Consider the following 15,692-nt stretch of genomic DNA (forward strand, 5'->3'; position numbering starts at 1 on the left):
GCCGCGCCTATCACTGCTGATACGAGCGAGGTCGGCTCGATGCGTGTGCTAGCTCTGAACGATTGCAGCAGTGTTACGTTCGACTGCCCCGTGGTTTCCGTAATGCTGCTGTAATTCTTGCGGCAGATTCGAAAGGTCGAAGCCATGGGGTGCCGATGCGGATACTACTGATCGAAGATGAGAGGGAGCTGGCGGCGGCACTGGCTGTGGCGCTCAGCAAATATGGCATCGTCATCGACCATACGACCCATCTCGCCGATGCAGCCGAACTTGCGCGTCAGAATGACTACGGCGCTATTCTTCTCGACCGCCGCCTGCCCGACGGTGAAGGGCTGAGCTTCATCCCGCAATTGCGCCGCATTGGCCAAGACGCGCCGATCATCGTCCTGACGGCACGCAACGAGCCGATGGAACGGGTTGAAGGTCTCGACACCGGGGCGGACGACTATCTCGGCAAACCCTTTCTCGTCGAAGAACTGATGGCGCGCCTGCGCGCCGTGTTGCGCCGTCCGGCTGCGCTTGCTGAGCTTCAGATCAAGGTGGGACGAATGGCGCTCGATCCGCTGAACCTCACCGTGACCGTCGATGACGTGAAGCTTGACGTCCCAAGGCGCGAACTCTTCGTGCTCCAGGCCCTTGCGAGGCGCCGGGACAAAACCGTTCTCCGCTCGACGCTCGAAGCAGCGGTCTACAACTACGAAGAAGAGATCCAGTCGAACGCGATCGACGCCCACATTTCAAGGCTGCGCAAGCGGCTGGCGGATGCTGGGGCCGGAGTTTCGATTCACAACATCCGTGGGGTCGGTTACCTCCTGAAGGAAGAGTGATGGGTCAGACGACGGGACGCAATCCGTCGCTCTGGTGGCGGCTCAGCTGGCAATTGAGCCTCGTCATCATCGCCGTCGTTGCCTCGGTGATCATCGGGCTCTGCATCTGGGCAACCACGATCATGTCGCCGAACACGGCCATGGAGGGGACGGTCGTCTCGGTCGTGTCCCGTGCCGTAGGCCGCGGAAGCGATGGTCAACTGCAGCTTTCCGAGACCCATGACCTGACGACGCTCAAGGCGCAAAACAGCGCATTGTGGTTCGTAGTCGCCACCACCAGCGGTGCCTTCGCGTCCTATGGATCCGTTCCGCCCGCCTATGCCGCGCTGCCCTCGGTAATCCACCTGTTCGACGAAGCGGATATCAGGGGGGCCGCAACCACTGGCGAGATTGCGACGATCGAAAACGCGAAGACGCCGGCTGGCGAAGTCCGGATTCTGTTTGGCGGCGTGGCGGACAAGGGTTGGGGTGCCCTGGCTCTCTTGGCGAAGGCCTATCCAATCTACCTGTCTTTGATCGCCAGTGCTCTCCCGGCGATTTTTCTTGCCGTTCCTCACATCGTCGGGCGTGCTCTCGCGACGGTGAGCGAGGTTGCCGACGAAGCATCGCGGATCGATCCGCGCCGCCACGGGACGCGCCTTCCGCTCGCGGGAATCCCGAACGAAGTCGCCCCGGTTCTGATCGCATTCAACGGCGCACTTGAGCGTCTCGAGGACGAGTCCAGAAAGCGGCGGCGCTTCCTGATCGATGCGGCTCACGAACTGCGAACCCCCATTGCGATCATGCAGACGCGCATCGATGGCATGCCTGATGGCCGGGAGAGAACGCGCCTGATGGATGATGTCGCCCGGCTCGCAGAAGCGGCAGAGCAGCTTCTGGACTTCGAGCGCAACGACCAGGCGCTCGTTCTGGACGAGCCGATGGATCTGGTTGACATCGCGCGATCGGCGGTTGCCGATCTCGCTCCGTTGGCGATAGGGGGTGGCTATCAGGTGTCTTTCCACAGTGACGTGGAGACGCTTGCGCGAAAGGGCAATCCACCTGCCGTGTTGCGCGCGGTCACGAACCTCGTCCGAAATGCGATCGATCACGGCGGCAATTCGGGCATGATTGCCGTCTTGGTCTCAAGCGATGGGCGCGTGGAAGTTTCCGACGAAGGACCGGGCATACCTGCCGAGCATCAGGAACTCGTCTTTGAACCCTTTTACAGGGTTTCTCCCAAGGACACGGGCGCGGGTCTTGGTTTGAGCCTTGTAAAACAGGTGGCTTCAAACCACGGGGGGCGTGTCAGTCTCACGAGTTCAGCGAGCGGAACCAAGGTGGTCGTCCACCTCTGACCGCGAGAGGCGTGGATTTAGGTCGCGGTCACCGCCGCGCCCATGCTTGAAGGGTTTTCGAGACACCATCCCTTCGGTGTCAGCTCTAACCTGCTTGTAATTCTGTAGCAATTGTCCATCCCCAAGGTCGCCGTTGCATGTCAACGGAGATCATTAAACGTGCTAAAAGAATATTTTATTCAATCGCTTGCCTGGGTTTCTTCATCGCTCGTCCCGGCCGGCGCGGTGGCGCTGGCAGGGCTACTCTCGGCAACCCTGGTCGGATGCCAATCGGTTCCATTGAAGGAGGCGGGGACTTTGACCTCCTATGGCAAGCTCGGTCCGTCGAAAGGCATGGTGGCCAAGAAACGCCTCTACGTTGATGGACAACGTCTGGTCGACGTGAAAACCGTCCGCATCGCGCCAACGACGTTTTCCTTTGCAGCCGCCTCCAAGATCAAGTCCGATGCCGATCGCGATTTGGTTTCGAACGCTCTCGATCGGGCGCTCTGCGTCGCGCTCAGCGACAGGTACCAGATGGTTCCTGCCAATCAGCCTGCTGATCTGACGGTTCGCTCCGTGATCGCCGATATTGTCCCGACAGACAAGGCGCTCGCAGGGGTTTCCACGGCCATCACCATTGGTACGGGGTTCGTCCTGCCCGTCAGCGTGCCGCGATTGCCTGTCGGCCTGGGAGGCTTGGCTGTAGAGGCCGAAGCGGTCGATGCCAGCGGTCTGCAAAGTGCCGCCATGCTTTGGGCGCGTGGTGCAAATTCGATCCTCGACAAGCCCCGTGTTTCGGAAGTTGGCGACGCCTATAGCTTTTCGACGAAATTCGCCGACGCGTTTTCGCAGGTGCTGATTTCCGGCAAGGAGCCGAAGGCATTAAATATCTCGCTGCCGACCCGGCAACGCATGCAGTCCTGGTTGGGTGGCAAACCCAAATATGCCGCATGCGATGCCTTCGGTCGGGCACCGGGCCTGGTCGGCGCGATAGCAGCCAAATACGGCGCGCCGCCTCAATGGACCGACAAGAAACCAAAAGCTGCGGCGCAACAAGCGTTCAACTCTCCTACTGCGCGATAGCTTGCGGTTGGCGATCCTTATTTCACCCCGCCATGGGCAAGCCCGCTCACGAGGTAGCGTTGCATGAACAGCGCGACCAGATAAACCGGCGCGATGCCTGCCAGGGAGGCGGCTGCCATCTGGCCGAAATTCACCAGACGGTCGCCCTGGAAGAGCGAGATGCCCACCGGCAAGGTCCGCGTGGCGTCGGAGAAGGTGAAGGCGGAAGCAAACAGGAACTCGTTGTAGGACAAGACCGTGACGATGATGAAGGTCGCGACGATGCCGGGCGCGATGATCGGCACGACGATCTGCAGCAGCGTGCGAAATGGACCGGCGCCGTCCATCGCCGCTGCCTGTTCGATCTCGATCGGCATCCGGCGCAGGAACGGCATCAGCAGCCAGAAGGCGACCGGCACGTTGGCGAAACCATAAATGAGAATCAGGCCGGCGCGCGTATCGAGCAGTCCGGTTGTCTTCAGCAGAAAAAACAGCGGGATCAGCGCTACGATCGGCGGCGCCATGTAGCTCGACAGCGTTACGTCCGACAGCCATTTGCCACCGATCTTCAGCCGCAGGACGGCATAGGCCGACGGCAGCGCCAGCGCGATGGTGACGAGGCCCGAAACCAGCGACACGATCACGGAATTCAGGATGAAACCGAGGATGTTGGCCGCGTCGAAGGCCGCCGGCCAGTTGGCGAGCGTCGGCATCGTCGGCCAGAAGCGTCCGTTGAGCACGTCGTCCTTCGTCTTGAAGGAAACCGCGATGAGAAAGAGGAAAGGCAAGGCAAAGAAGCTGACGACCGGCGCTGTCGCAAGGCCGAGCCACAGATGTCGCGCGGCGGGTCTCACAGCTCTCGCCTTTCGAAGTGCTGGTGCAGCCGTACGACGGGCAAGGTCACAAGCCCGATGACAAGCGCATAGATCATCGTTTCGGCCGCGGCGCGGCCGACGTCGAACTGTTCGATCGCCCGCCGATAGATGGCAAAGCCGGCCGATGTCGTCGCAAAGCCCGGTCCGCCGAAGGTCAGGATGTAGATGAGGTCGAAGAGCTTGAACGACAAAATGAGCTTCAGCAGATAGATCGACGAAAGCGGTGCTGCGACCAGCGGAAGTGTGATGTGCCAGAAGCGCTGCCAGCCATTGGCCCCGTCCACCAGCGCTGCCTCGTGAACGCTGTCGGGTACCGTGGAAAGAGCCGCAAAGCAGAGAATGACGATGAATGGCGTCCATTGCCAGAGGTCGGCGGCGCCGATCGCCAGCCAGGCGAGCGTCGGGTGACCAAGAAAGGAAATCGGCTCGGAGATAAAGCCATAGGTGATCAGGGTACCGTTCAGGAGCCCGCCTGCCGGCGCGAAGATCAGCTTCCAAGCGATGCCGACCATGACCGGCGGGGTCATCAGTGGCAGCAGAACGAGGCTCATCAAAAAGCGGCCGGCCTTCAACAGGGAAGTGAAAAGCAGCGCGATCAGGAAGCCGAGCGCAAGCTGCACCAGCGAGGTGGCAAGTGCATAGGCGACGCTTCTGCCGATGGCCGCGAGGAAGATCGGATCCTGAAGCGCCGTTGCGAAGTGCTTGATGCCGACGAAGCCGCGGAACGGCTTTCCAAGCGTGCTCTTGCTGAAGGCAAGCGCCAGCAGAAAGACAGTCGGGTAGAGCGTCGTGACGATCAGCGCGACGAGGACCGGTGCGATCCAGGCCAACCGTGCGAGACGCGCCCAAAAGGCGTGGCCGCGCCCGGCAACACCCGCCGCGCCGGCGGGTTCCAGCACCTCGACGGCAAAGGTGGTCATGCGGCCTCGGCCAGATCCGGGCGTGTCGGCCCGCTGCCGGCCCGGGTGGCCAGCAACATGTCCTCGATATCGTCGAGGTCGCTGGGCGTGAGCGCAAGGGTTGCGGCATCGATCCAACCGTCGATCTGCAGCGGTTCGCGCGCGCCGATGATGGCACCGGTGACGCCGGGCCAGGAAATCGCCCAGGCCGCAGCGATCGCAGCGACGGTCGTTTTGTGTCGCGCGGCAATCGGCCTCAAGCCTTCGGCAAAGGCCAGGTTGCGGTGAAGCGCTTCGCCCGAAAATTCCTCGTCGCGCGATCGCCAATCGTCGTGCGGAAGGGCCCGGGCGCGCGCCGGCGTAAAGGCGCCGGTGAGCAGGCCTGATTGCAGTGGGCTGTAGGCGATGACGCCGCTGCCATGCGCCTGCACCCACGGCAGGTCTGCTCTAGCGAACTGGCGCTTGATTGCCGAAAAGGGCGGTTGCACCACATCGACGGGCGCCACCGTTGCCGCGCGCTCCAGAAGCGCCCGATCGTGGTTCGAAAGCCCGATGGCCCGTACCTTACCCTCTTTCTTCAACTCCGCAAAAGTCGCCCAGTATTCCTCGACCGGCGTGCCGTCATTGGCAGGCCAGTGCACCTGGTAGAGGTCGATGACATCAACGCCGAGCCGCTTCAGGGAAGCCTCCAGCTCGCGGCGAATGGATTGGGCATTGCCGATGCGGGCGGGAAGGGCGTTGCGGTTGTCCGGGTCCCAGATCAGCCCGGCCTTGGTGAAGATCAACGGACGTTGGGAGCGTGGGATGGTCGAAAGCGCCTCGCGCACGATCTGTTCGGAATGGCCGAGACCATAGACGGGTGCCGTGTCGATCCAGTTGATGCCGCGCTCGACCGCATGACGGATGGCGGCGATCGACCGGGTATCGTCCTGACTTCCCCATCCCCAGCCCCAATCGGGGCCACCGATGGCCCAGGCGCCGAAGCCAACGGGCGTGATGTCGAAATCGGTTCGGCCGAGCCTGCGTTTCGGCAAGGATCTTGCGCTCATGGTCTTTTGCCTCGTTTCAAAAAAAGTGGCGGGGCGGCGCCGGGAGGAAGCGCCACCCCGCAAGCAATCAGCCGTTGGTCTCGATGATTTCGGTCCAGGCCTGGTGGGCATCGGCGATCGCCTGTTCCGCGCTTTTGGTGCCGGCGAGCGCCAGGGCCAGTTCGTCGGTCAGCGCATTTTCGAGTTTTGGCGCATAGACGGCGGTCGGCCAGGCCAGGCTGTTTTCCAATGCGCCATCATCGAGCAGCGGTTGCACCAACGGCTGGAAGTCTCTGAAATTCTTAGATTTCAAGCCAGACTGGCGGTCCGGGTCGATGCCCGAGCCGGTGAGCGCCAGAAGCTCCTGGTGGTAGTCCTTGCCGGTCGCAAGCTTGATCAGGTCCCAGGCGACGTCCTTGTTTTTCGATCCGCTGGTGATCGCAAAACCGAAGCCGGCATTGAAGGCGAGGCGGGGTGTTTTGTTGCTGCCGCCGACGGGAATGCGCGTCACCCCCCACTTGTCGACGATCTTCGAGCCCTTGGGGTCCTGTGCATAGCCGCCGAGATCGGTCCAGAAGTCGATCTGTGCAGCCTTGCCGTTGAGAAACGCGGGCAGCCCTTCTTCGAAGCGGGTTTCAAGTGGGGTCGGCAGCGCATGGGGAGCCGACGCAAGCAGCGACTTCAGGGCTTCGACGGCCTCGGTGCTGTCGAGCGCCGAGGTGCCGTCCGCCTTCAAGAAGTTGCCGCCGAAGCCGGTGAGCCGGTTGGCATAGGTGGAAAGAATGATGACCGGGATCTTCGCGCCCAGAACCGCAGCACCATAGATGCCGTTCTTCTTTTCCGCCTCGGTGATCACCCTGGCGTTCTCGTTGTATTCGTCCCAGGTTGCCGGCGCCTTCAGGCCGTAGCGATCAAACAGCTCGCGGTTATAGAACAACAGATGGCTGTCGCCGTCATAGGGCAGGCCATAGCGACGGCCGTCATGCAGCGTGTACTGGTCGTAGATCGTCTGGATGAAGTCTTCCGGCTGGATCTCGGCCTTGTCACGCTCGATGAGATCGGTCACGTCCTCGATCACGCCATCTTCGGCGAGCTGACCCTTGTAGGTATAGAAATAGTCGATGACGTCGAACTGGTTGGCGCCCGACTGCACGTCCAGCGTCGCCTTGACGCTGACCTGGTCGTAGGGCACCGCCGTGACGTTGACCTTGGCTCCGGTCAGCCTTTCGAAATCTTCGGCAATTTTCTTGCCCGTGACGACATGCGGCTGGATGATCAGGAGATTGACCGTGCGGCCGGCATATTTGTTGCCGGACGCAAGGGCCGTCGAGGAGGCAAGTGGCGCGATGAAGGGCAGGGCGCCGGCAGCCGCGAGCGATTTCAGCACGCTGCGGCGGCGATAGGCCTGGCCGAAAATGGAACTGGACATGAGATCCTCCGTCGAAATCTGGGCTGGCCAGCGTTGTCATTCGTTGTGGGCGGAACGGGTCCGGCGCACGTGTTGTTGCCAGCATCATGCGTGAGAATACTGGGCTTATACACATATAGTCTATATATTTTATGTAGTATTGCGGAATGATTTTGCTTCTCTCTCCCCCCGGCCGGAGTAGGAATTTCCTCAAGCGATTGTTCCTGATCCGCCGGAGCCGGGACGAAAGCCGTCCCGGTCCATCCGGTTGCGCACAGATGGTAAGTGCGATCCGCTCGATATATGTCCGATGATCAGTCAACCTTAGCAGTGGCCAGACGTTGCGCTTTCAATCCGAGCAGAATTCCGAGGGAAGGCAGGATGCCCGCTACGAGCAGGTTGGTGCCGAGATCGAACTGATCGACAATACGACCGCCGGCAAAGGATCCGGCGGCAATGGCGATATTAAAGATTGCGACGAACAGCGCCGTTGCGACTTCGATGTCGGAGGGTGCCGACTTCATCATCCAGGTTTGCAATGAGACCGAGACGCCACCATAGGCGATGCCCCACAAGATGAGGACGACCGCACCGCCAAGAGCGGAGTTTCCGAAGAGAGCAAAGCCGAAGAGGACAGCAGCAAGGGCACCGGCAATGCACAGCAAGGTCGCGCCGGTACGCCTGGCGGCCCCAGGGCCAGCAACAAAGTTTCCGCCAATACCAGCGGCTCCATAGGCAAACAGCATGAGCCCGACCCATTGTGTGCCGATGCCCGAAACAACTTCCAGGAGCGGACGTATGAAGGTGTAGGCCATGAAATGCCCCGCAACGAACAGGAACGTGATCGCCAAACCAAGCTGGATCCGGCGGTTCAAGAGCTGATGGCCAAACTGGCTGAGCCGGACGGACTGGTGGACGGGCAGCGCAGGCAACGCGCAGAGATTGACCACAAGCACGATCGCACAAAAGACCGCCATCGCGGCAAACGCGAAGCGCCAGCCCGCCGCGTCACCGATCATGGCTCCGACCGGAACGCCAAGAACCGAAGCTGCTGCAACGCCGCCGAAAATGATCGCCGTTGCGACACCGATCGATCGGCCCGGAACCAGCCGTAGCGCAAGGCCTCCGGCAACGGCCCAGATGCCGCCCATGCAAAGGCCGACAATGATACGCGCCGCCAGGAGCAAACCGATCGTACTGGCCAGCGCCGAAATGATGTTTGCAACAACCAGCAGCAAGAGAAGGGTGGTCAGGATGCGCCTTCTGTCGATCCTGCCGGCCAAGAGTACCACGGTGGGCGCAAAGAGCGCGGCAAGCAACGCCGGCAGCGAGAGCGTCAAACCGGCGGTCCCCATCGACGTTTGAAGGTCGTCTGCGATCGGCGTCATTAACCCAACGGGCAGCATCTCCGTCGTCACGACGCAAAAGGTCGACAGGCCGGCGGCATAGACCGGTAGCCAATTCTCCCGGTCAGGGCCTCCCTTCCTTTGGAGTCCGTCGGTTTCTTCCTGGAGTTTCATCTAATTGCCTCTTTCATTCTGGGGCGAGGCACGTTGTGGCGCCCAGCCAATCCTTCATGTCCCGTTGCCGGGACGTTGCAAGGCATTCTTTACTGTTTCCGATATTCAGATAAACTTCGGCCTTATGGAAACAAAAGGGACGAATCGTCCCCAATAGGATCTTGCGATGCTGGACCATCTCGGCGATGTGCGCGCCTTTGTTCGTGTCGCCGATGACCAGAGCTTCACCCTGGCGGCGGAACGGCTCGGCCTCTCCCGTTCCGCGGTCGGGAAATGTGTCGCACGTCTTGAAGACAATATGGCAACGCGGCTGATCCATAGAACAACGCGTAGCGTCAGCCTCACCGAGGAGGGCCAGCTCTTCTACGAGCATGCGATCAGGATCCTGTCAGAAGTGGACGACGCGGAGTTCGCCTTGGCACAACGGCACCAGGCCCCAAGAGGGCGCCTTCGCATCGATGTGCCGATCGCCCTCGGTAGGCTGCACATTCTGCCCGTTCTCCAGCGCTTCCTGAACCGTTGGCCCGAGGTGGAAGCGGAGGTTTCGTTTTCGGATGAGTATCGCGACATCGTCGGCGACGGCATCGACGTTGCCGTTCGTATCGGCGGGCCCACCGACAGTCGCCTCGTGCGGCGGGTCCTGGCCTCTCATCGGCTCATAACCTGCGCTGCGCCGGAGTATTTAAAGCGGCGCGGAACGCCGCGCACCATCGACGAACTGACGCGCCACGACAGGATCGGGTTCAAGCACGCAGGCGGACCGGTACCGTGGCATTACAGGGTCGGCGGCGGAGACCGGGACGTCGGTGTTCAGGGAAACTTGCGTCTCGGAAACACCGAGGCCATTCGCGACGCTTGCCTCGCCGGAACGGGCCTTGCGCAACTCGGCGCCTTCCTGGTGGGCCGCGACATCAGGGAAGGCAGGCTTGTCCCCCTGCTCGAAGAATTCGAACGCGACGAGCCGTCTGTTTGCGTCGTCTATCCGACACGAAAGCACGTTTCTCCAAAGGTCCGCCTTTTTATTGAGGCCATCCGAGCGGAATGGGCGGCCGGTGCGCCCTGGGCGTAGCCCGGCGCGCCCTCATGCCTTCGGCTGTGCTACTCGCAACTTGTGGGGCGCGATCACGCGCACTACCTGTGAGGCGTGAAGAGCGGCGGCCGCAACGGCATGTCCTTGAGGTGATGATGAAACTGCCCCCGCAAGCTGGAGCCCCGCCTGCGAGCAATCCCGACGTGTTCGACGCATCCTGCTCGGCTCGGCATGCGCTCGAACTGATATCGACGAAATGGGCGATCCTCATCATGTCGGCGCTCGCGGCGGGCCCGATGCGCAATGGCGCGTTGCTGCGCAAGATCGAGGGCATTTCGCAAAAGATGCTGACCCAGACGTTGAAGGACCTCGAGCGCAACGGGTTGGTGCAGCGTCACGATCACCAGACGAACCCGCCCCATGTCGAGTACAGTCTGAGCTCGGTCGGCCTGTCTCTCAGCGAAACGCTCATCAGCCTCGACCGATGGGCGGAGCGGAACTTTCCGGAGCTTGATTACTTCAGGGAGCAATACGATGCGGCCGCGAGCGAGGCAAAGGCGGCCAGGCGGCGGAAGGTCCGCCTGGCCTAGCCGAAAGATATTGCGCGCACGCAAGACGGCTCACGCCCAGACGCGACCTGATCGCGGCGTGTCGATCTGGTAGTCGGAGGTGTGAGCGCTGAAGAAATTCCGACCGAACACGCGTGCCCGTCCGATCGGGTCACTCGGATCGCGGCAAATATCTGTGCGTGCGTTGCCATGGCCATGAACGACGCCGACGAAGGTCGAACGCGTATAGCGGCTGAATTCCTGGAACTGATGCTGCGGGCTGGACGAAACGGTGGGGTAGGTCTCTTCTGAGCTGAGGACGAGGCCGATCCGTTTTCCAGTCATCTGCGCGACAACGGACGCCGATTGTGGATGCGACGCGGCGACGTAGCAGAACATTCGATCGAAGAACGCCTTCAACTGCGCAGAGACGCCATACCAGTAGATCGGGCTTGCGGCGACAAAGCCGTCAGCGGGAAGGTAGGAACCAAAGAACGCCCGCCGGAAACCGTCGTCGATCGCGCATTCGCCATCCGGCATACGACATTGGCGACAGTCTCTAAGCAGCGCCGACAGGACGTCGTCGACGTGAACGGTCTCGACCTCGTGGCCCGCCTCAAGCAGGCCATCGGCCACGGCATTCGCCATCGTCGTCGAGTTTCCATCGCGCCGCGGGCTGGAGCAGAGAACCATTGCCTTCATCGATATCTTCCTCAAGCAGCGGACAACCTGGAAAGGGAAACTCCAGGGCTTGGTTGCAGGCCTATCGGGCGCAAGGGCCACCTACAAGTACGCACCTTGGGGTGCCTATGTTGCGGGTGCTTTCGCTCTTTCGCTATTCGGTTCGGGCCGCGACGGCCAGTTCGGCACATGCCGGGTAGAGGCGCATGCTGGTGGCAAGGGATCGCGGCCGTGGCCTTGGGCCCACGTGGCAAATCGACCGGAGCAGGCTGCAACAGCGCGCGCAGTCGTGTCGGCAGAGCGTCTTTTCAGTTCAGCAGGTCTACAGCCGTTTGGGCATGGGTGTTGTCCGGCGGTCAAGGTGTTGGTGGAGAGCACGCTCGAGATCCCGAATGATGGCTCGTCACGAGAGCCGCTGCTGCACAGGTCGGGATCGCAAGGGGATCCGGACCGTTTGCATGCCATGACCCTACGGCTGTGGAGGGATGCCGTGCCGATGGCCAATACTTGGCGAAGCGGCTTTCTGATCGAGTTGCGGCCCGCAATGCAGCTGACACCGGAGGTTTATTCTTGACCGATGCATAGCTGGATGGCTATGTATCGTGCTTAGCCATTTGGCATGGGGCTCCGCGCCCATCACGGTGGATCCGACCCTGAACGAACTGACGGAACAGTCGAGGTCCGGGATGTCTGAGAAGAAAGTCGGAAAGAACGCACCGAAAGCCGCTTCCCCTGCGCCACGCTCAAAGATCGGACGCAAGACGCCGCCGACAAAATCGGCCGATGGCGTCGTCCTTCTAACCGGCGGCAATCCGCAGATCGCAAAGGGCTACGGAAATGCGCCGGTGCAGCAGTACATCGCTGCGATGCCGGGGTGGAAAAGCGATCTAGGCAAGCGGCTGGACCGGCTGGTCGTCAAGACCGTTCCCGGCGTCGAAAAAGCGGTCAAGTGGAACTCTCCCTTTTATGGCGTGGAAAAGGATGTCTGGTTCCTCAGTTTTCATTGCATGACGAAATACGTGAAGGTCGCTTTCTTCCGCGGGGCGCAATTCAGCCCCTTACCTCCCGGCACGTCAAAACAGCCGGATGTTCGTTATCTCGACATCTATGAGACGGACGAACTCGACGAGGCGCAGTTCATGGATTGGGTCAAGCAGGCCAGCGAACTGCCGGGCGAGAAGATGTAAAGCGTCGCCGCAGATCCTTCGCCGCCGGGAATGGCCGGGCCAACGGATGTCAGCGGCCACGGCGGCGTACGGCCGCGGCCCTGCCTCCCCACAAGCTGCTTCTCAATCGGCATTGCCCACCATGAGTATCTTCATGACGGCGGCCATTGCCGGGTCGGTGCCAGCGGCATAGTCGGCAAAGCTAGTGGAGCGCGCGACGTCTGGCTGAAGGGGACCTGCCGGGACGTCGTAGACGTAATTCAGCAGGAAACAGGTCCTGATCTCCGACAGGCTGCAACCGTGTTCCCAGTCGTGATAGGCCGTCGAGTAACGGATGGTGATCTTCGAGTTCGGCAGAACCGTGCGGCCGCCTTCGCCCCAAAACTGCAGCCGGTCTCCTATCGGCTCGCCGACACGTACCGTGCGCGGGCCGCCGAAGTACTTCAGTCGCGCCGCCGTGCTGATCGCGGCCGAAAACGTGTTCGCGCTGGTCAGCACAAACAGCCGTCCCTCCGGCGGCAGGATGGCCGGGAGCCTTCGCGAGAAATCGGCGGTCAGTTCGTAATTGCCGCCATTGTTGAACCGCAGGTCGACGACTGCATTGCGTATCGGTTTTTTCTCAGCTTCGTCCAGCACCTTGGCGAGCCCCTGCGACAGGCCCTCCGGCGTCGCATCCCTGATGCGGTTGATCTGGATGTAGAGAAGATCGGGCAAGGGATAGTGGTGCCAGACATTGGCGTCGGGGCGCGTGAGATAGGCCGGTAGCGTGACATCGTCGAGCACGTGCCGCCACCCGGCGCCGCGACCGGTCTGTGACAAGGGACTGAAATCGCGTCGTGGCCAGACATGGGCGTTCAAGGGTTCCGGCGCACCGGACGTGGCGACAAGAGCGATCTGCGCAGCGCTTCCATCCTCGCGACGGATGAAATAGGCGCTTTCCTGCGGGCTTTCGGCAAGGCCGGCGGCATGGAGCAATTCCGGCGAAATCGCGACATTCGGGACGAATTCCTTGGCGAGATTGGCGGGGCCGCCGAAATAGGGCCGAAGCGCATCGACAAAGGCCTCCGTCGCTCTTCCATTTACCTCAAGGATCTCTCCGCCCAAAAGGTGCGATTGCTCGCCTGTCGTGGCGATCACAAACAGGCCGTCGGCAAACCAGCCAAGCCGGATGGGAACCGCATTGAAGCTGTGGCCGCCGACGAGGCCGACCACGCTGGTGTGCCCATTGTCGGCGAGCGCGACCGCTTTTGCAGCCGCGATCGCCAGACCGGCGCGGTCGAGATCACCGGCCCGTTGTTCGATCACTTCGAGGGCGGCGGCAAACGCGGCCTGGGCGGTCGGCGAGAAGCTGCGGTCGACCTCGATCAGGCGCCGCAGATGGGCAAGGTCCTGCCTGTTGCGCTCCAGTTGCAAGGTCGCGGCCGGAAAGTCGCTTCGGGGATAGCTCTTCAGCGTCGGATAGAGAATAGCCGCAAGCGGCGCGACCAGCAGGAAAAGCAAGGCGGCAAGCGCGATCGATGCAATCCGAACGCCGCGCCGCCGCCAAAACCTCTTGCCTCTCGGCGCCGGACCTTCCTTGCCGATTTGAGTCTCGTTTCCCATCGATTGACGGCCCCCAACAGCGCCCCTCTTCAAGGCGCGATCCATCCACAAATTCGGCGCTCCAGCCAGGGCCGGCGATATTCCTTCAGCATCGCGCCCGAGCCCTGTTCCGGCCCGCAGCAATGACGGAGGTCGGACGATCGGCAAGACAAGACGTAGGAACGGCAGCACGACAATTCCATGCTCGCCGCCGGGGAAAATCAGAAGGCCGGTTCGGTCCCGTATTCGTCGTGGCGCCGGTTCCAAACGTAGGGTTCGGTCTGTGGCCATCCCGCGGGAGACACTTCCCATGTTTCCTGGCGACCGTAGGGCGTCAGGTCCAGATACGTCCACATGCTGCCGAGATACTCCACGCCACGCGCACCGTTGAAATAGGTGCGGTAGATATCGTCGCCGTCCCTGAGGAAAACGCTGACGCCATGACGCTCGCTGGTCCTGGTCGGGTCATCCGGGTCGGCGACCGTGGCCCCCATGTCGTGGTTGAAGTCGCTCGCCATGGACGAGTACCAGACCGGGTGCTGCCACTGCATCCGGGCCTGATATTTCTGCAGCTTCTCGAGCGGCGCGCGCGAGATCAGCACGATGGACGTATCGCGTGCGTTGAGATGCGCCGGGTGGGTCATCGCGTCCACGACCCAGGAACAGCCGTCGCAGCCCGCCTTCCATCCGGGCGCGAACATGAAGTGATAGACGATCAGTTGCCGCCGACCATCGAAGAGGTCGGCAAGGCTTAAAGTGCCCGTGGGGCCTTCGAACGAATAGTCCTTGTCGATCCTGACCATCGGCAAGCGCCGTCGCTCGGCGCTCAAGTCATCGCGTGCGCGGGTGAGGGCTTTCTCCCTGGCAATCTGTTGTTCGATTGCGGCTTGCCACTCATCCATTGAAACGATCTTAGGCAACATTCTCAATGATCTCCCTTTTTGGGCAACTTGCGTGGGGGCATCGTTGCAACGCTGAACTCCGGTCGGCGACGTCCAGCCAACCGGCTCGGTTCGATTGCTCCCGAAAAGCTCTCAATCCGATCTTACCGGCGCGGTCTCCGTCGCATCTGGCTGCAATATGTTGTAAAACCATAACATGTCAAGCAAGCGGGAAGAAGTCTCGGTTTTCTGGGCATTGGCCCAGGCGCAGACCACCGACATGCTCTGCGCCGCCTTTTCAGACATGGATCACTGTACCGTCATGCAGCATCTGAAGGTGCTGGAAGAGGCCGACCTGATCATCGTCAGCCGGGCAGGACGCGAGCGCTGGAACTATCTCAATGCGCTGCCGATCAAGCGCATTCACGGCCGCTGGATCAGTGAACATGCCGCCCACCCGGTGACCATTCTCGACAGACTGAAACCCGGCATGCCCGAAGTGCGTGCGGCCCTTCGTTCGGGCCTGCGCTATGCCGCCGAAGAGATCATGGCGCGCGACAAATACCAGCAGAAACTGACGCCGGCAAAGGTCGCGCTCGAGCTCGGTATTTCCGTGCGCCAGCTGCATGTCCTGTTCGAACACGCGGAATTGACCTTCGCTCGCACGCTGGCATCGATGCGGACTTCGCAGGCGCGGCGGCTTCTCGTCGAGCGGCCCGCCTTGCCCGTCACCGAGGTCGCCTATGCCTGCGGATTCAATAGTCTTGCAAGGTTTTACCGACTTTTCACGGGCGCTTACGGGATGGCGCCGGGCGAATTCCGGGCGGCAGGCTCGCTCCATTAGTCCCGGGCGGATGCCTGCCTTGA

Annotated in this window: 15 protein-coding genes and 1 pseudogene; 8 read left to right on the forward strand and 8 right to left on the reverse strand. The window is 61.6% G+C overall.

Annotated elements, in window-relative coordinates:
• Positions 1–155: 155 nt before the first annotated feature.
• The 3 genes from FA04_RS31525 (at position 156) to FA04_RS31535 (ending at position 3,229) form a co-directional block, all read left to right on the forward strand.
• The gene (locus FA04_RS31525) at positions 156–827 is read left to right on the forward strand and encodes a response regulator transcription factor (protein ID WP_034798107.1); all 672 of its coding nucleotides are present in this window, start codon (positions 156–158) and stop codon (positions 825–827) included.
• On the forward strand, positions 827–2,164 hold the full coding sequence (locus FA04_RS31530; protein WP_034798108.1) for a sensor histidine kinase: 1,338 nt from the start codon (positions 827–829) through the stop codon (positions 2,162–2,164). The genes FA04_RS31525 and FA04_RS31530 overlap by 1 nt, the downstream gene beginning before the upstream one ends.
• 225 nt (positions 2,165–2,389) lie before the next feature.
• Positions 2,390–3,229: a DUF3313 domain-containing protein gene (locus FA04_RS31535; protein WP_234798908.1), complete on the forward strand. Its 840-nt coding sequence runs from the start codon at positions 2,390–2,392 to the stop codon at positions 3,227–3,229.
• A gap of 17 nt (positions 3,230–3,246) precedes the next feature.
• On the opposite strand, the gene FA04_RS31540 is transcribed toward FA04_RS31535, so the two are convergent.
• The 5 genes from FA04_RS31540 to FA04_RS31560 all read right to left on the reverse strand — a co-directional run bounded on the left by FA04_RS31540 (position 3,247) and on the right by FA04_RS31560 (position 8,938).
• Positions 3,247–4,062, reverse strand: a complete 816-nt coding sequence (locus tag FA04_RS31540; protein WP_051659395.1) for a carbohydrate ABC transporter permease — start codon at positions 4,060–4,062, stop codon at positions 3,247–3,249.
• A complete protein-coding gene (locus FA04_RS31545; RefSeq protein WP_034798110.1) occupies positions 4,059–5,003 on the reverse strand; it encodes a carbohydrate ABC transporter permease in 945 nt (314 codons plus the stop codon). The genes FA04_RS31540 and FA04_RS31545 overlap by 4 nt, the downstream gene beginning before the upstream one ends.
• The gene (locus FA04_RS31550; protein WP_034798112.1) at positions 5,000–6,031 is read right to left on the reverse strand and encodes an aldo/keto reductase; all 1,032 of its coding nucleotides are present in this window, start codon (positions 6,029–6,031) and stop codon (positions 5,000–5,002) included. Before FA04_RS31550 ends, FA04_RS31545 begins: the two co-directional genes overlap by 4 nt.
• 67 nt (positions 6,032–6,098) lie before the next feature.
• Positions 6,099–7,439 (reverse strand): ABC transporter substrate-binding protein, encoded by a 1,341-nt coding sequence (locus FA04_RS31555; protein ID WP_034798115.1) that lies wholly within the window; start codon positions 7,437–7,439, stop codon positions 6,099–6,101.
• 293 nt (positions 7,440–7,732) lie between these two features.
• Positions 7,733–8,938, reverse strand: a complete 1,206-nt coding sequence (locus FA04_RS31560) for an MFS transporter (protein WP_051659396.1) — start codon at positions 8,936–8,938, stop codon at positions 7,733–7,735.
• A gap of 166 nt (positions 8,939–9,104) precedes the next feature.
• On the opposite strand from FA04_RS31560, the gene FA04_RS31565 reads away from it, so the two are divergent.
• On the forward strand, positions 9,105–10,007 hold the full coding sequence (locus FA04_RS31565; RefSeq protein ID WP_034798117.1) for a LysR family transcriptional regulator: 903 nt from the start codon (positions 9,105–9,107) through the stop codon (positions 10,005–10,007).
• Positions 10,008–10,120: 113 nt separating this feature from the next.
• Entirely contained in the window at positions 10,121–10,558 is a 438-nt protein-coding gene (locus FA04_RS31570; RefSeq protein ID WP_200949935.1) for a winged helix-turn-helix transcriptional regulator, read from the forward strand.
• Positions 10,559–10,588: 30 nt separating this feature from the next.
• Here FA04_RS31570 and FA04_RS31575 read toward each other — a convergent pair whose 3' ends face one another.
• On the reverse strand, positions 10,589–11,218 hold the full coding sequence (locus tag FA04_RS31575) for a flavodoxin family protein (RefSeq protein ID WP_034798119.1): 630 nt from the start codon (positions 11,216–11,218) through the stop codon (positions 10,589–10,591).
• Between the two features lie 665 nt (positions 11,219–11,883).
• On the opposite strand from FA04_RS31575, the gene FA04_RS31580 reads away from it, so the two are divergent.
• Positions 11,884–12,384 carry a DUF1801 domain-containing protein gene (locus FA04_RS31580; protein ID WP_034798121.1) on the forward strand — a complete coding sequence of 167 codons (501 nt, stop codon included), beginning with the start codon at positions 11,884–11,886 and terminating at the stop codon, positions 12,382–12,384.
• Positions 12,385–12,486: 102 nt separating this feature from the next.
• On the opposite strand, the gene FA04_RS31585 is transcribed toward FA04_RS31580, so the two are convergent.
• Together FA04_RS31585 and FA04_RS31590 are read right to left on the reverse strand one after the other, a co-directional pair.
• A complete protein-coding gene (locus tag FA04_RS31585; RefSeq protein WP_034798123.1) occupies positions 12,487–13,965 on the reverse strand; it encodes a S41 family peptidase in 1,479 nt (492 codons plus the stop codon).
• Between the two features lie 200 nt (positions 13,966–14,165).
• Positions 14,166–14,867: a DUF899 domain-containing protein gene (locus tag FA04_RS31590; RefSeq protein ID WP_034798126.1), complete on the reverse strand. Its 702-nt coding sequence runs from the start codon at positions 14,865–14,867 to the stop codon at positions 14,166–14,168.
• 175 nt (positions 14,868–15,042) lie between these two features.
• Here FA04_RS31590 and FA04_RS36200 point away from each other — a divergent pair.
• Positions 15,043–15,309 (forward strand): annotated as a pseudogene (locus tag FA04_RS36200) (ArsR/SmtB family transcription factor); the annotation flags it as partial.
• A gap of 63 nt (positions 15,310–15,372) precedes the next feature.
• Positions 15,373–15,669 (forward strand): helix-turn-helix transcriptional regulator, encoded by a 297-nt coding sequence (locus tag FA04_RS36205; RefSeq protein WP_234798909.1) that lies wholly within the window; start codon positions 15,373–15,375, stop codon positions 15,667–15,669.
• The last annotated feature ends 23 nt before the right edge of the window (positions 15,670–15,692 follow it).

The sequence above is a fragment of the Ensifer adhaerens genome (assembly GCF_000697965.2).
Taxonomy (GTDB): domain Bacteria; phylum Pseudomonadota; class Alphaproteobacteria; order Rhizobiales; family Rhizobiaceae; genus Ensifer; species Ensifer adhaerens.

Bases quoted from the DNA above. Each gene is read 5' to 3' on its own strand.
- FA04_RS31560 (WP_051659396.1), bottom strand. From the start codon at position 8,938: ATGAAACTCCAGGAAGAAACCGACGGACTCCAAAGGAAGGGAGGCCCT.
- FA04_RS31570 (WP_200949935.1), top strand. From the start codon at position 10,121: ATGATGAAACTGCCCCCGCAAGCTGGAGCCCCGCCTGCGAGCAATCCC.
- FA04_RS31555 (WP_034798115.1), bottom strand. From the start codon at position 7,439: ATGTCCAGTTCCATTTTCGGCCAGGCCTATCGCCGCCGCAGCGTGCTG.
- FA04_RS31545 (WP_034798110.1), bottom strand. From the start codon at position 5,003: ATGACCACCTTTGCCGTCGAGGTGCTGGAACCCGCCGGCGCGGCGGGT.
- FA04_RS31525 (WP_034798107.1), top strand. From the start codon at position 156: ATGCGGATACTACTGATCGAAGATGAGAGGGAGCTGGCGGCGGCACTG.
- FA04_RS31575 (WP_034798119.1), bottom strand. From the start codon at position 11,218: ATGAAGGCAATGGTTCTCTGCTCCAGCCCGCGGCGCGATGGAAACTCG.
- FA04_RS31565 (WP_034798117.1), top strand. From the start codon at position 9,105: ATGCTGGACCATCTCGGCGATGTGCGCGCCTTTGTTCGTGTCGCCGAT.
- FA04_RS36205 (WP_234798909.1), top strand. From the start codon at position 15,373: ATGGCGCGCGACAAATACCAGCAGAAACTGACGCCGGCAAAGGTCGCG.
- FA04_RS31590 (WP_034798126.1), bottom strand. From the start codon at position 14,867: ATGTTGCCTAAGATCGTTTCAATGGATGAGTGGCAAGCCGCAATCGAA.
- FA04_RS31585 (WP_034798123.1), bottom strand. From the start codon at position 13,965: ATGGGAAACGAGACTCAAATCGGCAAGGAAGGTCCGGCGCCGAGAGGC.
- FA04_RS31550 (WP_034798112.1), bottom strand. From the start codon at position 6,031: ATGAGCGCAAGATCCTTGCCGAAACGCAGGCTCGGCCGAACCGATTTC.
- FA04_RS31530 (WP_034798108.1), top strand. From the start codon at position 827: ATGGGTCAGACGACGGGACGCAATCCGTCGCTCTGGTGGCGGCTCAGC.
- FA04_RS31580 (WP_034798121.1), top strand. From the start codon at position 11,884: ATGTCTGAGAAGAAAGTCGGAAAGAACGCACCGAAAGCCGCTTCCCCT.